This window comes from Alcaligenes sp. SMD-FA, assembly GCF_025960365.1.
In the GTDB taxonomy this organism is placed as follows: Bacteria; Pseudomonadota; Gammaproteobacteria; order Burkholderiales; family Burkholderiaceae_B; genus Alcaligenes; species Alcaligenes aquatilis.
The window spans coordinates 3,065,785-3,086,198 of sequence record NZ_CP110108.1; the positions used below are offsets into that span (position 1 = coordinate 3,065,785).

A 20,414-nucleotide genomic window follows, 5' to 3' on the forward strand; every position below is an offset into this window, starting at 1 on the left:
ATTCCCTGGAGCAGACCGCATGACGCGTTCGTTTGAACTGGATACCTTGAAGATGCGTCTTAACGATGACGAACTTCAATCCCTGGATCTCCATCAGCGCATCCAGCGTGCCTTGCGGGCATTGATTCTGGATGGCGCGCTGGGCCCCGGGGTCAAGCTGCCTGCTACACGCTCCCTGGCCAAGTCCCTGAGCATGGCCCGCGATACCGTTGAAAACGCCTATGTTCAGCTACACCGCGACGGCTTTATCGTGCGTCGTGAAGGCTCGGGCAGCTATGTTTCCGAATCAGTAGGCACCGAGCTGCGTGGCAGCGCCTACCGTCGTATCAAAGCTCAAGATCTGAAACGCAGTGTGATGGAACCGGGCACCGGTTTAAGCCGTCGCGGTCGCGCCGTGTTTGAAAGCGGCGGCATTGCTGATCAACAAACTATCAAAGCCTTTGCCACCGGCTTGCCGGAAACCCGCAACTTCCCCACCGATGTCTGGGAGCGCCTGCAACGTCAGGCCATGAAAGACTATCGGGCCAACATCCTGCTGCACGGTGACCCGCAAGGCACCGAGTCCCTGCGTAAAGCGATTGCCGTCTACCTGAATCTGGAGCGTGGCGCCAAAGTCTCGGCCGACCAGATTCTGATTCTGAGCAGCACACGCCAAGCCTTATTTTTGTGCGCGCAATTACTGGTCGATGCCGGCAAGCCCATTCTGGTTGAAAACCCCGGCTACTTCGGTGCCCGTAAAGCATTTGAAGCGGCCGAGGCCCGTGTGGTGCCCATTGGCGTGGACAGACAAGGGCTGCGCACCGATTTGCTCAATGAGGACCGAAGCGGCGCGAACTGTATTTATGTGACACCCTCGCACCAGTACCCCACCGGGGCCACCATGTCCCTGGAACGCCGTCTGGAACTCATCCACTGGGCGGCAGAAAATGGCCGCTGGATTATGGAAGACGACTACGACAGCGAGTTTCATTACGACGGGCTGCCCACCGCATGCGTGCAGGGTCTGGATAAATACCAGCGCACGATTTACTTAGGCACCTTCAGCAAAACCCTGTATCCGGGCCTGCGCATGGGCTATATGGCGCTGCCGCCCGAACTGGTCAAACCCTTTACCCAGGCACGCAGCATCATGGACGGCCACACGCCGCAAATCCTGCAGCTGACGCTGGCCCGCTTTATGGAAGACGGACACTACAACTCTCATATTCGCGCCATGCGCAAGTTGTACGCAGGACGACGGGAAATCATGCTGGAAGCCATCGAGCAGCACTTGCAAGGCATTGTTCGTGCTGCCCGACCCGAAGGTGGTTTGCAGATTCCCTGCTTTCTGGAGCCGGGCTGGTCAGAGGAGCACACCTTGCGCCGCGCCTTAAGTGCCGGGGTTCAACTGCCAGGCTTGAGCCGTCTGTACATTGGTGAGGAAAAACAACAGGGCTGGTTACTGGGCTATGCGTCTCTGACCGCTTATGAAATCGAGTCAGCCATGTTGCGTCTGGCCAACGCCCTACGTCAGGGCAAAGGCTAAAGGAGCCGGGTATCAGTACATCAAGGGGTATCGTCGATTCAGGTCGGCGACCCCTTCCAGAATGGCATTTTCGGTACGTGGGTTGCGTGAGCCACTACGCACACCGCCCAGCAAAGCCAGAATCATGTCGCCAATTTCTTTGAAATCATCCTCACCTAAACCACGAGTGGTACAAGCAGCACTGCCTACGCGCACTCCCGAATACGCCGCATTGTCTTGCTCATAAGGCACCCGGTGTTTGCTCAAACTAATGCCTAGCTGAGCCAGCACCCGCTCCACCAAAGGGCCAGACAAATCCCAGGGGCGCAGGTCCACCACACCAAAATGACAGTCTGTTCCCCCCGACACCACCGTCAACCCGCCCTCGGACAAGCGGCGGCACAAGCTGCGAGCGTTATTGATGACGGACTGGGCGTAGGCTTTATAGGACGGGCTCATCGCCTCACCCAAAGCCACCGCCTTGGCAGCCATAATGTTCAGCAAGGGTCCGCCTTGCAAGCCTGGATACACGGCCTGGCTCAAGCGCTCGGCCAGCTTGGGTTCATTGCTCAGGATAATGCCGCCACGCGGACCCCGTAATGTGCCGTGAGTGGAAAAAGTGGTGACGTGTGCATGTTTGACCGGCGAGTCCATCAAACCCGCTGCGACCAGGCCCGCACTATGCGCCAAATCCACCATCAGATAGGCATTGACCTCGTTAGCAATATCTCTGAATTGGGCAAAGTTCGGGGTTCGTGCATAAGACGAGCCCCCGGCAATTATCAGCCTTGGACGCTCCTTGTGCGCCAGGGCACGCACTTCATCCATATCCACCCACTGGGTCTGACGATCTACTCCATACGAACAGGTCTGAAACCAACGGCCCGATACATTGAAATGCGAACCATGGCTAAGATGGCCACCCGCGCTTTGATCCAGCGCCAAAATAGTATCCCCAGGTGAGAGCAAGGCCAGGTATACCGCCAGATTGGCCTGGCTGCCTGAGTGCGCCTGCACATTGGCATAGGATGCCCCAAAGACCGCTTTGGCCCGTTCGATAGCCAGCTCTTCAGTCTGATCCGCTTGTTCGCACCCGCCGTAGATCCGCTGTCCTGGATAGCCCTGCGCCTGCTTGTTGCTAAGCAAGGAGCCTTGCACATCCAAGACGGCTCGGCTCAGGTAGTTCTCGGAAGCGATCAATTCAATGGTGTGTTGTTGCCGACCCCGCTCGGCTTCGATGATGTCCCAAAGATTGCGATCACTTTGCTGTAGAAATTGCGAACCCACCAGAGGCTGGTGGGGGGTGTCGCCACCGGCAAGACTCTTCATGGGAGTTCCTGTTCAAAGATTGGCTACTTTTACAACCGTGGCTGCTTTTCAGGCACGAGAGAAAAACTCAACCCTGGCCTGATGGCTCCAAGGGCGAAAGATACACATCCTATTCTGTTTATCAAGTTATTAAGCAGTCCAATAAAACTTTATTCACCAGACCACTTTTTATTATTGTTATTTAAATAAACATTTAAAGCATAAATAATTAAAAACCCTCTGAAACACAGCCAGAAAGCCAATCCCGATCATTCTTATCAAGAATTAAAACGGGATTTTATTTTCTGCTTTTAAGTGGTCTGTTAAATGATCTTGAAATGGTCTGTCATTTATTGTCATAGGATCATTAGAATGCAGCCAACGAATACTCAACAGCCATACTTCTATTCGCTCAAACAGATTATCACTCTTTTTAATCTGCAAACGACAGAAACATCCCCAGTTCCCCACAACCACAGGAAACGCCATTGCTTTAACGGCAGTTCAACCATGCTGATCCCCAAGACTTGAGAGACTCGATGACGGGTTTTTTTGGGCCTTGCTCATAAGGACCGGCAAATCCTTTTAAGCCTGCGGATTTCCATTTGGAAATAGAGATAGGCGAAATACAGAAACGACCTGTTCATTTCGAACAGATCGCAATCAACAGCAAGGAAGTTTGAAATGACAATCAAAAGCTACGAAACTGATGACGCCGTACGTAATATGCTGCAAAAGCTGTCTGTACTTTGGAAAAACCGGGCCGCTGTCAATCAGGAACTGCCGGACTACAACAATCTGGCGTTCGACCCCAGCAAGGCGGATTTCAGCGAATGCCTTTTGCCTTTCCGTGAGCATCAGGCCTGGTTGGAAGCCCCCGAGGAATTAAAATCGCAGTGCTTGTCCTATGCCTGGGGTATTTACAACCTTAAAACCATTTACGTTGAATGCAACGTGGTTACCCCTTCTTGCGAAGACATCATCAAAACGCCGCCCCCAAGCTCCAATCGCAATCTGCTGCAAGATGTCATGTCCCAAGCCTTGTTGGACGAGGCCCTGCACACCCGCATGTCGATCATGGCGTGCAACTACATCTATTCCATGCGCGGCCTGCAGCCGCTGGATTTCACCAACTTCAACCTGGTGCAGTGGCGCAATGACATCCTGAGCCAGTGCAGCTCCGAATCCGAACGTCGCCTGACCCGCTTTGCCATTGCCTGCGCGTCCGAGACCCTGATTACCGACTACCTGAAAACCATGGCCGAGGACAAGAGCATCCAGACCGTGTGCCATGAAGTCACTCGCACCCATGCCATGGACGAATGGAGCCACTCCAGCGTGTTCAGCTTTGTCGCTTCGGACATCATTCACGGCCTGAGCCAGAAAGAGCGTGAACACATGCGTGCCATCATTTTGCGCACCGTGGAAATGTTCGCCAACAATGAAATGGGCGCCTGGGAAAAAGTGTTCTCCATGGTGAACTTCCCCAATGCTCGCGACATCCTGCACGATACGGGCGACTCCAACGAGATTGGCGTGTACACCGGTTCGGTTGAAAGCCTGATCGAACGCATTGGCTTGAACAGCAAATCGGGGCAGGCACAAGCCCAAGCCGAGCAACAGGAGGCGCTGCAATGACAGCCACGATTCAGGCGCGCTGCGAGACCGTTCGCCCCGAGGCCGGAAACGTCAAAGTGTTCACCTTGCGCGTTCAAAGTAAACACTTCGATTTTCTGAGCGCCTTGCGGGCGGGCAAGCATGTCGCCCTGAGCTACCCCGATACCGGCGGCACCATTCAACAGCGTATGTACTCGATCACCCGTATGGCTGATCCAGACCTGATTGAAATTGCCGTAAAAGGCTCGGGCCGCAATAGTGTCTCCGATCATTTGCACGCCACCTTGCGTGAGGGCATGAGCGTGCCCCTGCAATATGTGGCGGGTGATATTTCGGTGGACTCTATTGTGGGTTATGAGCGTATCGCCATGATCGCAGGCGGCATTGGCATTACCCTGCCCATTGCCTTGCTGCGTGAGTTGGCGGCGCGAGCCCAGGATGGCTTGCCAGTACCACAAGTACATTTGCTGCTCAGTATTGCTCGTATTGCCGACATCCCCTTCTTGCACGAACTGCTGCAGCTGGATCTGAGCACCAGCTGGTTCACACTGACGGTGTTTGTCACGCAAGAAAAAATCCGCGAAAGCGCGCATTTCAAAGTGGGACGTCCCTCCTTTGAGAACATGGAGCAGTTGAAAGACCCGCAGGCTGTTGTGATTTGCGGCAGTCATGGCTTTGCCCAGGCCTTGCGCGAATACACGATTCAAGCGCATCCCATCTCGCATATGTTGATTGAAGCTTTTTCCCCGCCTGCCAAGTCCGGTGTGGAAATCCTGCCTGAAGCAGGCAGCGCTCCCTTGCAAATCAATGTACGCAGCACAGGGCAGACGCTCTCACCCGAACCAGGCAGTAGTTTGCTGGAAATGCTGGAAGCGGCCGATGTTCCTATCCGCAGTCAGTGTCGTTCAGGAATTTGTGGTGCTTGTCGGGTACAGATCTCGGAGGGCGAATACCGCTCTGAGCCGGACTTTTGCCTCAGCGACCAGGACAAGGCGCAAGGTCATGCTCTGGCATGTTGCACCTTCCCCCTATCGGGCGCCATGAATGTAGACATTGGTACCACGAGCTGACATCCTTACCATCTGAATTAAAAGAACCCCCTATGAAGAAAGTCATCGCACTGCGTCATATCCATTTTGAGGACTTGGGCACACTGGAACCTGTTCTGATCGAGCAGGGCTACCAAGTTCAATACATTGACCCTTCCGTCGAGTCACTGCGCCACGTGGGTGAACAGGACGCTGACCTGCTGGTTGTATTGGGCGGGCCAATCGGCGCCTACGACGAAAAGATTTACCCATTTCTCTCCGATGAGCTGGAGCTGATCAACAAATTCCTGCTGGCTGGCAAACCCTTGCTGGGCATTTGTCTGGGCGCACAACTGATTGCGCGTGCCCTGGGAGCCAATGTGTATCCACTGGGTGTGAAAGAAATCGGTTTCTCTCCCTTGAAACTGACTGATGCGGGCAAAGAATCGCCCCTGTCCGCAGTTAGCGGTATTCCTGTCCTGCACTGGCACGGGGATCAGTTCGATATTCCTGACGGTGCCATTCACCTGGCCAGCACGGATGTGGGCCCCAACCAGGCCTTCTCCTTTGGAACCCAGGTATTGGGCCTGCAATTTCACTTGGAAGCCGACACCAGCAAGCTGGAGCGCTGGCTGGTTGGTCATGCCAACGAACTGGGCCAAGCGGATATCGACCCGCAAATGCTGCGTCTGGAAGCCATGGCGGTACAAAAGCGCCTACACGCCGCTGCCGCTACGGTCCTGACCGACTGGCTCAGCCAACTTAAACAAACCAGTTCCGCTGATTGTGCTGCATGAACACTGCTGTAACGTTTGTTGATCGTGAACGACATCCCTACCATGTGGATGTCGTTTCGATTCAGTCCCAAGTCGTCTACGGTCGGGTGGGCAACAATGTTGCCGGCCCGACTTTGCGTAGACACGGTTTTAAAGTAGCCGCCGTTCCCACCGTGTTGCTTAGCAACAACCCGCAATACCCCACGGTGCACGGCGGTGCTGTACCCGATGAGTGGCTAGAAGGCTTTCTGAACGATCTGGTCTTGCGCGGTGCGCTGGACAAGGTGCGCGCTGTGCTGATCGGTTATCTGGGCAGCGCCAATCAGGCCATTATCATTGCGCGCTGGTTAAAAGCGCTACTGCAAGAGCACCCCGACATTCTGGTCATTGTGGACCCGGTCATTGGCGATCTGGACGTAGGCGTCTATGTAGACCCGGCTCTGATCCCCGTCTATCACCAGACCTTATTGCCGCTGGCTACGGGCTTGACACCCAATAACTACGAGTTGTCCTTACTGTCTCAACAGTCTTGTGACAGTATTCAGGCCAGCTCAAACGCGGCTCACGGCCTGTTGAATGGCCGTACCGAATGGGTCATTGCCACCAGTGCCGCCCCCGAATCCTGGCAAGATGGCCAGATCAAATTATTAATGTCTCGCAAAGAACCACGTGCCGACACGCTGCTTAGCCATCCACGCGTCGACTGTGCGGCCAAAGGCACCGGCGATCTGTTTGCCGCCACCTTATTGGCTCACCTGATATTGGGCGCAGACCTGCATTCTGCTGTGCATACAGCCAGTGCCAATGTGCTGCACCAGTTGGAGTTGACACGGCAGGCCGGACATCAGGAATTAATTTTGCCCATAGATCCTTTCCGAGCCTGAGCAAATATTTCTTAATCTAACAAGACTTTCAACTGTCAGCCGTTCTCGTTAAGCTGTGCCCTCTTAGTTACAAACGGAGCATGACATGGGGCTGCCTTTTAGAAGCACGCTACATCCACGGGTGTTCTGGGGATCTACCTTTATCGTCCTGATTTTCTTGCTGATCGGGATCATTTTCCCTAAAGACGCCGCGCTTATTTTTGAACAGTTGCAAGACTGGGTCATCAAAAGCTTCGGCTGGTTCTACATCCTTGCCGTCGCCTTATTTTTCTTTGCGGTGGTTTATCTGGCCTTAAGCCGCTATGGCAATTTGAAATTAGGGCCCGATGACTCTGAGCCTGACTACCCTTACCTGACCTGGATGGCCATGCTGTTTGCCGCCGGCATGGGTATTGGCTTGATGTTTTTTGCCGTGGCCGAGCCGCTGCAACACTTCTCGGCCCCCCCTTCAGGGCTGGCTAGTACAACCACGTCAGCCCATCAGGCACAGATCATCACCTTCTTTCACTGGGGGGTGCATGCCTGGGCGGTCTATGCCGTAGTCGGGCTATCACTGGCTTACTTTTGTTTTCGTTACAACCTACCACTGACGATTCGCTCGGGCCTATACCCGCTGTTTGGCAAGCGCATCGAGGGTTGGATTGGCGACAGCGTTGATATTTTTGCTGTCTGCGGCACCTTGTTTGGTATTGCCACCTCCATGGGTCTCGGTGTTTTACAGATCAACGCAGGGCTTGAATACCTGTTTGGCTGGCCTCAAGAGACCTGGTTACAGATCGCACTCATTACCGGTGTCACCGCCTTGGCGACCTTATCGGTGATCAGTGGTCTGGATGTGGGCATTCGGCGCCTTTCCGAACTGAACCTGCTGGTAGCCGTGTGTCTGATGCTGTTTGTGCTGACTGTCGGCCCCACCTCCTTTTTAATGAATGCTTTTGTACAGAATATTGGCGGATATCTGGATAACTTTTTCGCTCGCTCATTCAGTACACAAGCATTCCGAGAGCAAACCTGGATGAAAGCCTGGACCCTGTTTTACTGGGCCTGGTGGATTGCGTGGTCGCCCTTTGTCGGCATGTTCATCGCCCGCATCTCGCGCGGTCGTACCGTGCGCGAATTCGTCCTGGGGGTCTTGCTGGTTCCAACCGTGTTCACCTTTTTCTGGATGACCGTATTTGGTAACACAGCTATTTTCCTGGATATGGGGGTTGCCGCTGGCCAGCTGGCTCAAGATGCAGCCAATAACGCCTCTGTGGCCTTGTTCGAGTTTTTTGAATACCTGCCCTGGCCTGGTGTCACCTCGGCTCTGGCGGTACTGCTGGTTACCATTTTCTTTATCACATCAGCAGACTCCGGCTCCCTGGTGATCGACACACTGGCAGCCGGTGGCGTAGAAGACGCTCCTGTATGGCAACGGATTTACTGGTGCACGCTGGAAGGTGTCGCCGCTGCCTTGCTTTTGTTGGCCGGTGGTCTCACCGCGCTGCAAACTGTCACTTTGGTCAGCGCCCTACCTTTTGCTGTGATCGTCTTTTTGCTGATACTGGGACTGTTCAAAGGCATGAAAGCGGATATGTCACGTATGCGTCGCCAAAGCCCCATGTCCGGCCCGGCGCCAGGCTCGGAAGTGTCCTGGCGTCATCGGCTCTCGACCATCTTGCACACGCCCAATCGACGGGATGCTCGTCGCTTTATGGGCGCGACCGTCATTCCCGCGCTGCAGGCGGTGGCCGACGAACTAGGTAAGCGCAATCTGAATGTCAGCCTGGAAACCAGCGATCAAGATACCGCTCAACTGACGATTCAGGCGGATAACCAGCGCAACTTCGTCTATGGCGTGGAACTGCGTGCCCGTCGAGTTGCCAGCTTTACGGCAGCAGCCGCCCGTAACGAGCAGGCACATCCTCAGGAATGGCAGATACGCACCGTGTTTGCGGACGGCAGTCGGGGTTATGACTTGATGGGTTTGTCCTCCAGCCAGGTCATTAACGATATCCTGAACCACTTCGAGCGCTATCAGGCCTTGGTCACCTCCGAGGCGACCGCTCTGTACGCACAGTCGCCCGACCCGACCTAAACCTCTGATCCGGCCTCCAGCTTTCTTTCCAGAATCTGGGGGCCGGGCCCTTGCTGGCCCAGGATATCGGCCGGATTACGCAAGGGACATTCACTCATGGACAAGCACCCACAGCCAATGCAGTGGGTCAGCTCATCGCGCAATCGCGTCAACTGCTCAATCCGATCATTCAAACTGTCTTGCCAGCGGCTGGACATGGCCCGCCATTGTTTGCTGGACGGTCTGCTACCCGGTGGCAAACCCTGCAAGGCCTCGTGAATTTCCTCCAAAGGAATTCCGGTACGCTGCGCCACTTTAATGATCGCTATGTAGCGTAAAACCACCGAATCAAAGCGACGCTGGTTACCACTATTACGGGTACTGGCAATCAAACCTTTCGCCTCGTAAAAATGCACCGTGGACACGGGCACGCCACTGCGCCTGGCCACCTCTCCCACCGTCAGCGCACGCGTGAAATCCACTGTTTTCGCCATTTTCACCCCCTTGACCTAAAGTTAACTTGAGGTTTTATAGTCCAGGTACCTAATTAAGGCAAGCCATATCGGCTGCCTCTTTATTGTCACAGGAACCTGCCATGCCTCCCCTCATTTGGACTATGTTTGCCGGACCTCTGTCATGGTTTCGGCAGTCCGTGCTTGACCAAAGCACAATCACCACTGCCCTGGCAACCCAAGTCCGCAAGCCGCTTGCAGCAGCCATCCATTTCAAGCCCGAAGACTGGTCACAAAGCGATCAGCGATTCGGCTGGACGCTTCCGAACAGACAGCCCCTGTGGCTCTCTTGCCCAACAGGAGGTCCAGCAGCATGAGTTCGCGTCGTACTTGGATCATGATTCCCATTGTGGCCGGCGTATTGGCCATAGGCTGGCGTTTGCTGCCAGCCTCACAAGAAGTTCAAGCAGCAGGCGGCTATCCCCCTGCCGTTGTCGAATTGGCCAGCGTCAAGTCCCAAACTGCCCCTCGTCTTTTACATGCCGTCGGTGCACTGGAAGCCTGGCAGCAAGTGTTGCTGAGCGCAGAGACCAGTGGTCGTATTCGCAAGATTGATTTCACCTCCGGACAGCACGTCAAAGCCGGCCAGCCTCTGGTCTTGCTTAATGACGAACTGGAGCAAGCCAGCGTGCGCCGCGAGCAGGCGCAAGTCAAACAGACCGCTATTCAACTGACGCGGGTGCGCAAGTTAAAAGAACAGCAAGCCGCAACCCAGGAGCAACTGGATCAGGCCCAGGCTGATCACGCGGTAGCCCAGGCTCAACTGCAATATCAACGTGCTGAGCTGGCCTTGAAGCAAATTACCGCTCCCTTCTCGGGCCGCATCGGTATCACCAGCCTGCACCAGGGCCACTACCTGCAACCTGGCCAAGCTATTGCCAGTCTGGTCGATGACAGCCAATTGCGCGTAAACCTGACGGTGCCCGAGCAAAATCTGTCTGATTTAAGCGTGGGCCAGACCTTGCTGGTGCAAGTTGACGCCTGGCCGAGTGAAAACTTCCAGGCTGAAATCAGCGCTGTCGATCCTTTGATCGGTGATTCGCGCACGGTGCGCCTGCAAGCCCTACTCCCCAATCCAGGCAATCGCCTCAAAGCGGGAATGTACGTCCGCGCTCAATTGAAACGCCCTGCCGAAGCCCCCGTACTGACCGTGCCCGAAACCGCACTGACCTACACCGCTTACGGCCAGACCGTGTTTGTGGCCTCCCCCAAGGATCAAGGTCTGTGGCAGGTCAAACGCGTAGCCGTACAAACCGGCGAGCAGTGGGATGAGCATGTCGAGATCCTTGAGGGCCTGAAAGAAGGCGACAAGGTGGTCAGCGCCGGTCAGATCAAGATTCAGGACGGCTCCACGGTACAGACCGCCAAGGACAAGGAGCCCGTATGAACACCGCCTCCCGTCCCGGTTTTACCGACTTGTTCGTGCGTCGGCCGGTTCTTGCCCTGGTGGTCAGTGCCTTGCTCCTGATGTTGGGTCTGTTCTCTCTGGACAAGCTGCCCATCCGGCAGTATCCCCTGCTGGAGAACTCCACCATCACGATTACCACCGAGTACCCCGGCGCCTCTGCACAGCTGATGCAAGGCTTCGTCACCCAACCTATCGCCCAGGCACTGGCCTCGGTGGAAGGGGTGGATTATCTGTCCTCCCACTCCGTGCAAAGTCGCAGTGTCGTGACCTTGCGCATGGAGCTGAACCGCGACTCCACCCAGGCACTGACCGAAGTCATGAGCAAGGTCAGCCAGGTGCGCTATCGCCTGCCTGAAGGCGCTTATGACCCGGTTGTGGAGCGCTCCTCCGGGGACTCCACCGCCGTGGCCTATGTGGGCTTTTCCACGACGTCGATCTCCATCCCGGAGCTGAACGACTATCTGTCCCGCGTGGTGGAACCCATGTTCTCCACCATTGATGGCGTCGCGAAGATCCAGACCTTTGGCGGCCAAAAACTGGCCATGCGACTCTGGCTGGATTCGGACCGCATGGCTGGCTATGGCCTGACTGCTGCCGATATTGCCCAGGCTGTACGCGCCAACAACTATCAGGCCGCTCCCGGCATGGTCAAAGGCCAGCATGTCTTGAGCAACATCCAACTCAACTCGGACCTGACCAGCGTGGCCGAGTTCCAGGACCTGATCGTGCGCGAAGACGGCACCTCTTTGGTACGACTGCGCGACATAGGCAAGGTTGAACTGGGTGCCGCCGCCACTGAGACCAGCGCCTTGATGGATGGCCTGCCCGCCATTCACCTGGGTTTGTTCCCCACTCCCGGCGGCAATCCCTTGCGCATTGTGGAAGGCATTCGAGATCGCCTGCCAGCCATTGAAGCGACCTTGCCACCCGGCGTAGAAGTGGCCCTGGCTTTTGAAACCGCCCGCTTCATTCAAGCCTCAATTGATGAAGTACTGAAGACCCTGACCGAAGCCATGATTATCGTGGTGCTGGTGATTTATCTGTGTCTGGGTTCCTTTCGCAGCGTGCTGATTCCGCTGGCTACCATTCCCTTGTCCATGCTGGGAGCCGCGGCCTTGATGCTGGCCTTTGGCTTCAGCATCAACTTGCTGACCTTGCTGGCCATGGTGCTGGCTATTGGTCTGGTCGTGGACGACGCGATTGTGGTGGTTGAAAACGTACACCGTCACATCGCTGCGGGTCGCTCGCCCGTGGTGGCAGCCTTGCTGGGCGCGCGTGAAGTGGCCGGCCCTGTGATCGCCATGACCCTGACGCTGGCTGCGGTTTATGCCCCGATTGGTCTGATGGGTGGTCTGACTGGGGCACTGTTCAAAGAGTTTGCCCTGACCCTGGCCGGTGCGGTGCTGGTATCCGGCGTGGTGGCCCTGACCTTGTCCCCGGTGATGAGTTCTTTGCTGCTGCCCTCGCAGCAAGATGAAGGCCGCATGGCCCATCTGGCAGAGAGCTTCTTTGGTGGCCTGTCGGCCCGCTATGGCCACTTGCTGGCCCGCTCCTTGCGTCATCGCTGGATTACCGGCGCGGTCGCCTTGCTGGTCTTTATCAGCCTGCCCGTGCTCTATCAAATGACGCACAGTGAACTGGCTCCCATTGAGGATCAGGCCAGCGTGCTGACAGCCGTGAAAGCTCCGCAAAATGCCAACCTGGCCTATGCCGAGCGCGACGGCAAGCTGCTGGATGACACGTATCGTGAAGTGGCCGAAACCGAAAGCACCTGGTTGATTGTGGGGACAGACGGCCCGGCCGCCAGCTTTGGCGGGATCAACCTGAAGGACTGGAGCAAGCGCGACCGCGATGCCAGCGCCGTACAGGGCGAACTGCAAGGACGCGTCAGCGCGATTCCCGGCAGCAGCATCTTTGCTTTCCAGCTTGCCCCCTTGCCCGGCTCCAGCGGCGGGCTGCCGGTACAACTGGTACTGCGCAGTCCCGGCGACTACCGCACGGTATACGACACGATGGAATGGGTGAAGCAGCAAGCCCGTGAAAGTGGCTTGTTCGTTGTAGTGGATAGCGACCTGGACTACAACAAGCCCGTTTCCCGCGTGGAAATTGACCGCAGCAAAGCCGCCAGCATGGGCATCAGCCTGCGTGATATTGCCGACTCTTTGGCTGTACTGGTGGGCGAGAACTACCTGAACCGCTTCTCGCTGGATGGCCGCTCGTACGACGTCATTCCGCAAAGCCAGCGTGAACTGCGCCTGACGGCTCAAGCCCTGACACGCCAGTTTGTACGCAGTGCCAATGGCGAGCTGGTGCCCTTGTCGACCATGGTTCAAATCCACAGCGAAGTGGAACCGAACAGCCTGCGCCAATTCAACCAGCAAAACTCGGCCACGTTGCAAGCCATTCCCGCTCCGGGCGTAACGCTGGGGCAAGCAGTGGGCTATCTGGACGACATCGCCCGGCAATTGCCGGCTGGCTTTACGCATGACTGGCAATCCGAATCGCGCCAATTTACCCAGGAAAGTCAGTCTCTGGTGTGGGCTTTCCTGGCCGCATTGGTGGTGATTTATCTGGTGCTGGCCGCACAGTACGAAAGCCTGGTGGACCCCATCATCATTCTGGTGACGGTGCCCTTGTCCCTGTGCGGAGCCCTGCTGCCATTGGCTATGGGGTTTGGCACGCTCAACATCTACACCCAGATAGGTCTGTTAACGCTGGCTGGTCTGATCAGCAAGCACGGCATCTTGATGGTGGAGTTTGCCAATGAGCTGCAATTCAAGGAAGGCCTGAAAAAGCCCGAAGCCATCTTGCAAGCCGCCCGCATTCGTTTGCGCCCAGTGCTGATGACAACCGGAGCCATGGTCTTTGGTCTGGTGCCTCTTCTGTTTGCCTCCGGTGCGGGTGCTAACAGCCGCTTTGGTCTGGGTGTGGTGCTGGTCTCGGGCATGTTGATTGGCACGGTCTTCACTCTGTTTATCCTGCCGACTTTGTATACCTTGCTGGCGCGTGATCACGCCCATCAAGTAGACACCCCACGGGCGCGCGATTTGGCTCAGGCCCTGCGCCCTTCGACTGGAGAACACTCATCATGACGCCACCATTATCAAACAGGCTCGCGCCTGTGGCGCGTGCTCTGCGACTGGTGATCCCCAGCCTGATCCTGAGCGGTTGTGCCGTGGGACTGGACACCTCCATTCCCACCGCCCCAAGCTTGGCCGACACCAACTGGAACAGCCAGTTCGCCCAAACCACCGAACAAGGCGAAAACTGGTGGACCTTGCTGCAAGACCCGCAACTGGACGCCCTGATTGCCAAGGCCCTGGATCACAATCTGGATATTGCCCAGGCACAGGCCCGCTGGCGGGCCTCCCGCGCCCTGATCGACGAGCGCCAGCACGACCGCCTGCCGGCCGTCACGGCCCACGCCAGCTACAAGCGTAGCGGTTCACAGTTTGCCGCAGCAGACGGTTCCATTGACCACGGCATTAGCGAAAACTGGCGCCTGGGCATGCAGGCCACGTGGGAGATTGATCTGTTCGGTCGTCTGGAACAATTAGCCCGCTCTGCCCAGGCTCGCAGCGAGGCCAGTGCAGATCAATTGGATCTGACTCGCCAGGCCATTGCAGCTGAACTGGCGCGTCAATATGTGCAAGCACAGGGTTTGCAACGACGACTGGCTCTGGCAGAGGACGATGTACGCAGTTGGGAACAAACCATCAAGCTGGTGCAGGCTGGTGTGTCGTTGGGCCGGGAACTGCCGGAGAATCTGGACAATGCCCAGGCGGGTCTGGAACGAGCCAAAACCCTGGTGCCTCAACTGCGCAGCGATCTGGAGCTGGCTCGTTTGCGTATCCAGGTGCTAAGCGGCGGACAAGCCGAGAGTATTGATACGCCGCTGCCTAGCGCCAAGGCACCTTTGGCCGCCTCCCTGCCTTTGGGGGACGTCAACGCCATGCTGTTCAACCGGCCTGACGTACGTGCCGCTCGACAGGAAATCCTGGCCAGTTCGCACGAAGTGGCCGCCGCCACCGCCGAGCTGTACCCCCGTCTGGATCTGGCTGGCTTTATCGGCTTCTTTGCTCTGAGGGGTAGCGACCTAGGCCATGCTGCCCGCGCCTTCGATGTTTCACCCGCCATGCAATGGCCTGCCCTGCGCTTGGGTCATGCCAGAGCGCGCTTGCGTGGCATGGAAGCCGTGGCTGATGAATCACGCCTGCACTATCAACAAGTGCTGCTGCAAGCTCAGGAAGAAATTCAGGGCTCTTTGCAAAGGCTGACTCAACATCAGGAGAGCCTGCTTAGCCTGACACGGGCGGCGTCACACCTGGAAAATGCCCATGAGCGCGCCTTGACGCGCTATGAAATAGGCGCTGGGGCCTATCAGCAAGTGTTGGAAAATCAGCGCAGCCTGAACCAGACCCGGCAAGAGCTGGCAATGGCGGAAACCGGCTCGTACCTGAATGTGATTGCCTTGTATCAGGCTTTGGGTTGGGGAGTAGCGGCACCGAGTCCGACAAAGTAGTTTCAGCTTTGATTGGCTTGGGGGTGGTCTGTCTCATAGATGGGCCGCCCCTTTTCTATTTGTGCGTCCGCCTGTTGCAGAAACTCGGATAGATTCGCAATCTTGCTTTGCATCAGCCGCTCCAGCCGCTTCCCACCAAACCACAGCAAGGCGCAGCAAAAAAGCGTAATCGGCAATACATACCAGCGCAGCCAGACCGAAGCATCCAGCAGCCAGCCTGCAGCGGTAAAAATCACCACCAAGGTGCAGGCAATCCCATTATTGCGCTTGGCTTTGAGCAGAAATTTACTCAAGTCCTGGTGACCACGCTCCAGAGTCTCTACTTGCTCGCTCAACTGATCACGGTCTTTTTTCAACTGCGCCCAGGCGGCGCGCTGCTCCTGTGTCACCGGCCTGCCTGGTTCATGTTCCTGATTGCTCATTATCTCTACGCCTGCTCTCGCTACCCACAGCACATCAGACTAGCCAAAAAAGGGCTAATTCCCCAGCAAGGACGAACCTTTCTGCCCCAAAGACAGCACTTCACTGGCGTTCACAATGGCAATCGAAATGTCTTCAATCGTGCTGCGTTTGTTCATGGCCTGCTCGCGGATCAGATCGTAGGCCTGATCTTCCGACACCTGATGAGTGCGCATCAAGATCGTCTTGGCCTGCGCTACATGCCGCTGCCCCAGCAGCTTGGTCTGCAACTTGCTGATCAGGCGACGCTGCTGGCGCAATTCCTTATGGTATTTGCGCGCCAGTACCACCGTGGACAACAAACCGAAAGAACGAATGGGCGAAGGCAGGATCGCCTGAATATTCAAATCCAGCACAGCGGAAACTATCGTGGGGTTTTCATAATTAACCACGGCAATCACTGTAGGGGCGTCTTCCTCGCAGACCCAGTCCAGGCGCAGGTGCAAGAGGTCCGGTTGCACGGCCAGAAATACCAGATCCGTTCCTGAAGGCAGGTTTTGCGTGGGCGGCCAGATAGTCTGGACCGAACACCCGATACGCTGCAGTTGCTGGGTCAGCAAGCGGCCATCGCTATCGTCCGGATGCATGACCACCATCGTCAATTGCCGCAGTTCCTTGAGCTGCGGCGAGGTGGCATGCGGAAAACGATTCCGCGTTCGCAAGGGCTTGTTTGCCGGCTCATCACCGTAGGAAGAGGAGTTGGCCACGCTTTATGTCTCCAAAGTATCCAGCTTGGCAGTCCAGTCGCCCAAAGAATGGGTGACCAGATAGGGGTCGGGTGAGACCGGGCGCGTTGCCTGGCGCACAATCACAAACTCGCCGTCGGCATTGATGCGTCCGATCCGAGGATAAAGCCATGTGTGGTGATTATTGGGATCGATCTTGATCCGCCCCTGAGGTGCATCCAGCTCGCTGCCCAGCAGGTAGGGCAGCAAATCCCCGATCGCATCGCTGGCGGATTGCCGATACGCATTGGCGAACAAATGCATCTGCGAATAAGCCGCTTCCCAACACAGATTAGGGTGGCAGTCGGCCCCAAAACGCTTGCGCAAACTGGCCAGGCAACGCGCATTGACGGCCGACTCGATGGATTGGAAGTACGGTGCAGCGGTAAAGTGCCCACAGGCAATATCGGCCCCCATCTGGGCGATCTCGGCCTCCGAGGTCGTCAGACTGGCAATGGGCATGGTCTGCGGATTGAAGCCCGCATTGGCATAGGCACGGTACAGATTGGCCGTGGAATCGCCCACCACGGTGGAGAAGATAAAGTCCGGCTGTTTCTGGCGTATATCTTGCATGATGCGGCTGTAATCGACCTCGCTGGCATCCAGGGGCAGATAGTGTTCACCCAGCACTTGGCTATCAGGATGCTGCATGACCAGCTCGCGCATGATGCGGTTGGACTCGTAGGGGTAGATGTAGTCCGAGCCAATCATATAGACCCGCGCGCCGAAATTGCTGGTCATGAAATGCGCTAGCTGCACACTGTTCTGATTGGGGGCGGCGCCGGTATAGATCACATTGCCGGAGAACTCGAAACCTTCGTACAGAGTGGGATAAAACAGCAGCTTGTTCCACTTCTCCACAATCGGGATCACAGCCTTGCGGCTGCTGGACATATAGCAACCAAAGATCACATTGACGCGATCCTGCACAATCAGCCGCTCGGCCTGTTCAGCGTATAAAGTGGGCTTGGACGCTGGGTCGTAGCACACTGCCACCAGCTCGCGCCCGAGCAGGCCACCGGCCTCGTTGATTTCCTCAATCGCCAGTTTGGCGCCCTGCCATTGCGACTGACCAATGGTAGAGGTCATGCCGGTTGCGGAATAAAGAACGCCGACGCGTACGGGTTCGTTGTGAGCCAAAGTCCATCTCCTGTCTAGCATGGTAGGGGTGCAGGTCAACGGACCTGCCAGTAAACACGACAAGCGAGCATCAGGTTACTCCAAAAAACGGCTTAAATCTGGCCCCCCACCACGCTTGCACCCCTATGAAAACTACCAGGCATCCATCAGGATCAGGGTCCCGGGCAACCAGCAAGTCAGCGCTCCGATCAGGACGGTGTACGCGGGCAAAATACGCAAGGACCGTCCCAGCCCCAGGGCCACAAAAAACAGGAACCACAGGCTGGACCACAAAAGCCACATGGCGATCAAACGCGGATCACTGGCAGATCCGGCAAAGGCCAAGGCACTGACGGCAACAAACAAGCAATACCAACCAAAGCCCGCCCCTTTCAGGCCATACCACTGCACCACGGCCAGATACAGGTAGGTAAAGGCAAACAGCAGCCCGCCGGCAGCGGCGAAATAATCCGCCATTTGCTCACCACGCTGCAGGCCCAGCAAATTGATGAACAAGGCCAACAAACCCACCAGTAAATTAAAGGGGGCCAGATCTCGACTTTCAATACGTCCAGTCAAACCCACGCCATTGACAATCAGCACAGCCCCAATAAAGAAAAGCGCAACACCCAACATGGCATAAGCCTCCAAAACAAGGTGACGATCCCGGCCTGGCTGGCACCAGAAACTCCTGGTGCTGCATGAGCTCCGTGTATCGCGATGGCGTATTGCCGGCAGGCATGGTCCGAATAGTTCGCAACCTAATTACAAGGTCGGATTGATTTCAGGCAAACAAAAAAGCCCGGACCGGTTCAAACAATGAACCGGTCCGGGCTTCTTTGCCCAGCATCGGCGCTGGCAGCATTGGCAGCGGATGTCGTGTCTATTCGGAAATGTCTCAGCGATCTGAAATCGCGATCGATGCAATTCTTACATAGCCCGGACGATCGTCTGTACTAGCGATTACCCTAGCGGCTGACGATTGACGTACCAAATACATTTCATGCTAAAGTGCTCCATCGATTTAACGATCTGATTCTTATTTCATGAACCGCCCCGCATCCTCTTTGCCAAGCACTCTGCCCCTGTCGCGGGCCGCGTCGCTGCGGGCGGGCTCTCCCCCATCTGTCTTGCTGTTGACTGTCGTCGCCCCAGGCGTCGTCAATCAAGCCGCAGTCGTGTCCGACGTCGTCGTCGACACACGCGTCTACAGCGTCTGCTCCTAAGACCCTTTTTCTTTTCCTGCGCGGTTGATACGCCTGGAATGTCTTTGCAGACAAGTCTCATTTATTTAGACAGATAAAGAACGATCATGATTTCTTCTTCTCGCGCCCAAGGGGGTGCTATTGCCTTGTTCGTGCTGCTTTGGGGCAGCGCGGGTATTTTCACTCGTATCGGTTTGGACCATGGCTCGGTTATGGCCATGCTGATCCTGCGTTTTGCCATCGCCCTGCCTATGGTGGTTATGCTGGGGCACTTCAATGGCGGCTGGCTACCGCCCAAAGGGCAACGTCTGCTGCCGGCTATCAGCGGTTTGCTGATGATCGGGCTGTATTCCTTTTTCTATTTTGAAACTCTGGCCCAGGGAATCACGCCCGGTCTGCTGGCAACGATCCTGGGTGTACAACCGATTCTGACCTTGGCCTTGACCGAGCGGCGTTTTTCCCTGACCCGTGTAGCCGGTTTAGCCCTGTCGCTGACCGGGCTGATTCTGGTGGTGTATCAAAGCCTGATTGTCAGCCGTTTGTCCGTAACGGGTCTGGTGTTTGCCATTGCGGCTTTGTTAAGCATTACTGTCGGGACGATTGTTCAAAAGCGCCAGCCTGTGGGGGCTTTGCAGGGCATGCCTTTGCAATACTCTTTGTCTTTGGGCTTGTTTATTCTGGTGTCTCTGGGTTTGGGGCAAGACATCCGCTGGGAGAACACCTTGGGCTTTTGGGGGCCTGTTATTTGGCTTGGCCTGGTGATTTCCGTGCTGGCCCAGTTGCTGCTGTATCGCATGATTCGCAGCGGGAATCTGGTCAATGTCACTAGCCTGTTTTATCTGGTTCCTGTGGTGACAGCCGGATTGGATTTCCTGATTCTGGGCAATACCTTGGCGGCTCGCGCGGGGTTGGGACTGGTGGCTATCTTGGCGGGTCTGTGGCTGACATTACGGAAGAAGGCGGCGTAAGTCTGCTTTTTATAAGTGGGGTTTCATAGAGAGTGAAATCAGTCTTTGAATGATGAGATCGGTCTCAGTGAAACCACCACTTGGGTCCCTCTACAGGGATTGGGCTGAGCACTTGCCGGTGCTGCGCACCGGTGCCCTTGTCAGGAGATAGCTACGGGCGCATCCTGAACTCGCCGGGTACTTGGTCCCCCGGACCAAGTACAAGCGTCCGGCTCAAACAGCAGGATGCTTGAACCCCTACGCTATCTCCTGACCGCGGCAAGTACTCTGATCCGCCCAATCCCTGTAGAGGGACCCAAGTGGTTCACAGTGATGCAACTCCA

The 20,414-nt window shown here is 56.2% G+C and carries 16 protein-coding genes; 10 read left to right on the plus strand and 6 right to left on the minus strand.

Annotated features, from left to right (window positions below; all coding sequences use genetic code 11):
* The first annotated feature begins 19 nt into the window (after window positions 1-19).
* Window positions 20-1,525, plus strand: coding sequence for a PLP-dependent aminotransferase family protein (locus OKX01_RS14220; protein WP_094197463.1), 1,506 nt, complete (start codon window positions 20-22; stop codon window positions 1,523-1,525).
* A 12-nt stretch (window positions 1,526-1,537) separates the two neighbouring features.
* On the opposite strand, the gene glyA is transcribed toward OKX01_RS14220, so the two are convergent.
* On the minus strand, window positions 1,538-2,833 hold the full coding sequence (gene glyA / locus OKX01_RS14225; RefSeq protein WP_094197464.1) for a serine hydroxymethyltransferase: 1,296 nt from the start codon (window positions 2,831-2,833) through the stop codon (window positions 1,538-1,540).
* A gap of 663 nt (window positions 2,834-3,496) precedes the next feature.
* Here glyA and OKX01_RS14230 point away from each other — a divergent pair.
* The 5 genes from OKX01_RS14230 to OKX01_RS14250 all read left to right on the plus strand — a co-directional run bounded on the left by OKX01_RS14230 (window position 3,497) and on the right by OKX01_RS14250 (window position 9,194).
* Window positions 3,497-4,450: an AurF N-oxygenase family protein gene (locus OKX01_RS14230; RefSeq protein WP_094197465.1), complete on the plus strand. Its 954-nt coding sequence runs from the start codon at window positions 3,497-3,499 to the stop codon at window positions 4,448-4,450.
* On the plus strand, window positions 4,447-5,499 hold the full coding sequence (locus OKX01_RS14235; RefSeq protein ID WP_094197466.1) for a 2Fe-2S iron-sulfur cluster-binding protein: 1,053 nt from the start codon (window positions 4,447-4,449) through the stop codon (window positions 5,497-5,499). Before OKX01_RS14230 ends, OKX01_RS14235 begins: the two co-directional genes overlap by 4 nt.
* Before the next feature lie 32 nt (window positions 5,500-5,531).
* Window positions 5,532-6,254, plus strand: coding sequence for a glutamine amidotransferase (locus OKX01_RS14240; protein ID WP_094197467.1), 723 nt, complete (start codon window positions 5,532-5,534; stop codon window positions 6,252-6,254).
* Window positions 6,251-7,117 carry a pyridoxine/pyridoxal/pyridoxamine kinase gene (pdxK, locus tag OKX01_RS14245; RefSeq protein WP_121739412.1) on the plus strand — a complete coding sequence of 289 codons (867 nt, stop codon included), beginning with the start codon at window positions 6,251-6,253 and terminating at the stop codon, window positions 7,115-7,117. The genes OKX01_RS14240 and pdxK overlap by 4 nt, the downstream gene beginning before the upstream one ends.
* An 85-nt stretch (window positions 7,118-7,202) precedes the next feature.
* Complete coding sequence (locus OKX01_RS14250; protein WP_094197469.1) at window positions 7,203-9,194, plus strand: BCCT family transporter; 1,992 nt, start codon at window positions 7,203-7,205, stop codon at window positions 9,192-9,194.
* On the opposite strand, the gene soxR is transcribed toward OKX01_RS14250, so the two are convergent.
* On the minus strand, window positions 9,191-9,667 hold the full coding sequence (soxR, locus tag OKX01_RS14255; protein ID WP_094197470.1) for a redox-sensitive transcriptional activator SoxR: 477 nt from the start codon (window positions 9,665-9,667) through the stop codon (window positions 9,191-9,193). The two genes, OKX01_RS14250 and soxR, sit on opposite strands and share 4 nt — an antisense overlap.
* Window positions 9,668-9,998: 331 nt before the next feature.
* On the opposite strand from soxR, the gene OKX01_RS14260 reads away from it, so the two are divergent.
* Genes OKX01_RS14260 through OKX01_RS14270 form a run of 3 tightly spaced genes read left to right on the plus strand, consistent with a single transcriptional unit; the run spans window position 9,999 to window position 15,615 of the window.
* Window positions 9,999-11,072: an efflux RND transporter periplasmic adaptor subunit gene (locus tag OKX01_RS14260; RefSeq protein ID WP_264671973.1), complete on the plus strand. Its 1,074-nt coding sequence runs from the start codon at window positions 9,999-10,001 to the stop codon at window positions 11,070-11,072.
* Window positions 11,069-14,185 carry a MexW/MexI family multidrug efflux RND transporter permease subunit gene (locus OKX01_RS14265; RefSeq protein ID WP_264671974.1) on the plus strand — a complete coding sequence of 1,039 codons (3,117 nt, stop codon included), beginning with the start codon at window positions 11,069-11,071 and terminating at the stop codon, window positions 14,183-14,185. Before OKX01_RS14260 ends, OKX01_RS14265 begins: the two co-directional genes overlap by 4 nt.
* Window positions 14,182-15,615: an efflux transporter outer membrane subunit gene (locus OKX01_RS14270; RefSeq protein WP_264671975.1), complete on the plus strand. Its 1,434-nt coding sequence runs from the start codon at window positions 14,182-14,184 to the stop codon at window positions 15,613-15,615. The genes OKX01_RS14265 and OKX01_RS14270 overlap by 4 nt, the downstream gene beginning before the upstream one ends.
* Before the next feature lie 2 nt (window positions 15,616-15,617).
* On the opposite strand, the gene OKX01_RS14275 is transcribed toward OKX01_RS14270, so the two are convergent.
* From OKX01_RS14275 to OKX01_RS14290, 4 genes are all read right to left on the minus strand, one after another.
* A complete protein-coding gene (locus OKX01_RS14275; RefSeq protein WP_249459973.1) occupies window positions 15,618-16,037 on the minus strand; it encodes a hypothetical protein in 420 nt (139 codons plus the stop codon).
* Window positions 16,038-16,091: 54 nt separating this feature from the next.
* Entirely contained in the window at window positions 16,092-16,781 is a 690-nt protein-coding gene (locus OKX01_RS14280; RefSeq protein ID WP_094197475.1) for an ANTAR domain-containing response regulator, read from the minus strand.
* A gap of 3 nt (window positions 16,782-16,784) precedes the next feature.
* A complete protein-coding gene (locus OKX01_RS14285) occupies window positions 16,785-17,939 on the minus strand; it encodes a transporter substrate-binding domain-containing protein (RefSeq protein ID WP_234354333.1) in 1,155 nt (384 codons plus the stop codon).
* A 132-nt stretch (window positions 17,940-18,071) separates the two neighbouring features.
* Window positions 18,072-18,554 (minus strand): AmiS/UreI family transporter, encoded by a 483-nt coding sequence (locus tag OKX01_RS14290; RefSeq protein WP_094197477.1) that lies wholly within the window; start codon window positions 18,552-18,554, stop codon window positions 18,072-18,074.
* A gap of 676 nt (window positions 18,555-19,230) precedes the next feature.
* On the opposite strand from OKX01_RS14290, the gene OKX01_RS14295 reads away from it, so the two are divergent.
* Window positions 19,231-20,091: a DMT family transporter gene (locus OKX01_RS14295; RefSeq protein ID WP_230017587.1), complete on the plus strand. Its 861-nt coding sequence runs from the start codon at window positions 19,231-19,233 to the stop codon at window positions 20,089-20,091.
* The last annotated feature ends 323 nt before the right edge of the window (window positions 20,092-20,414 follow it).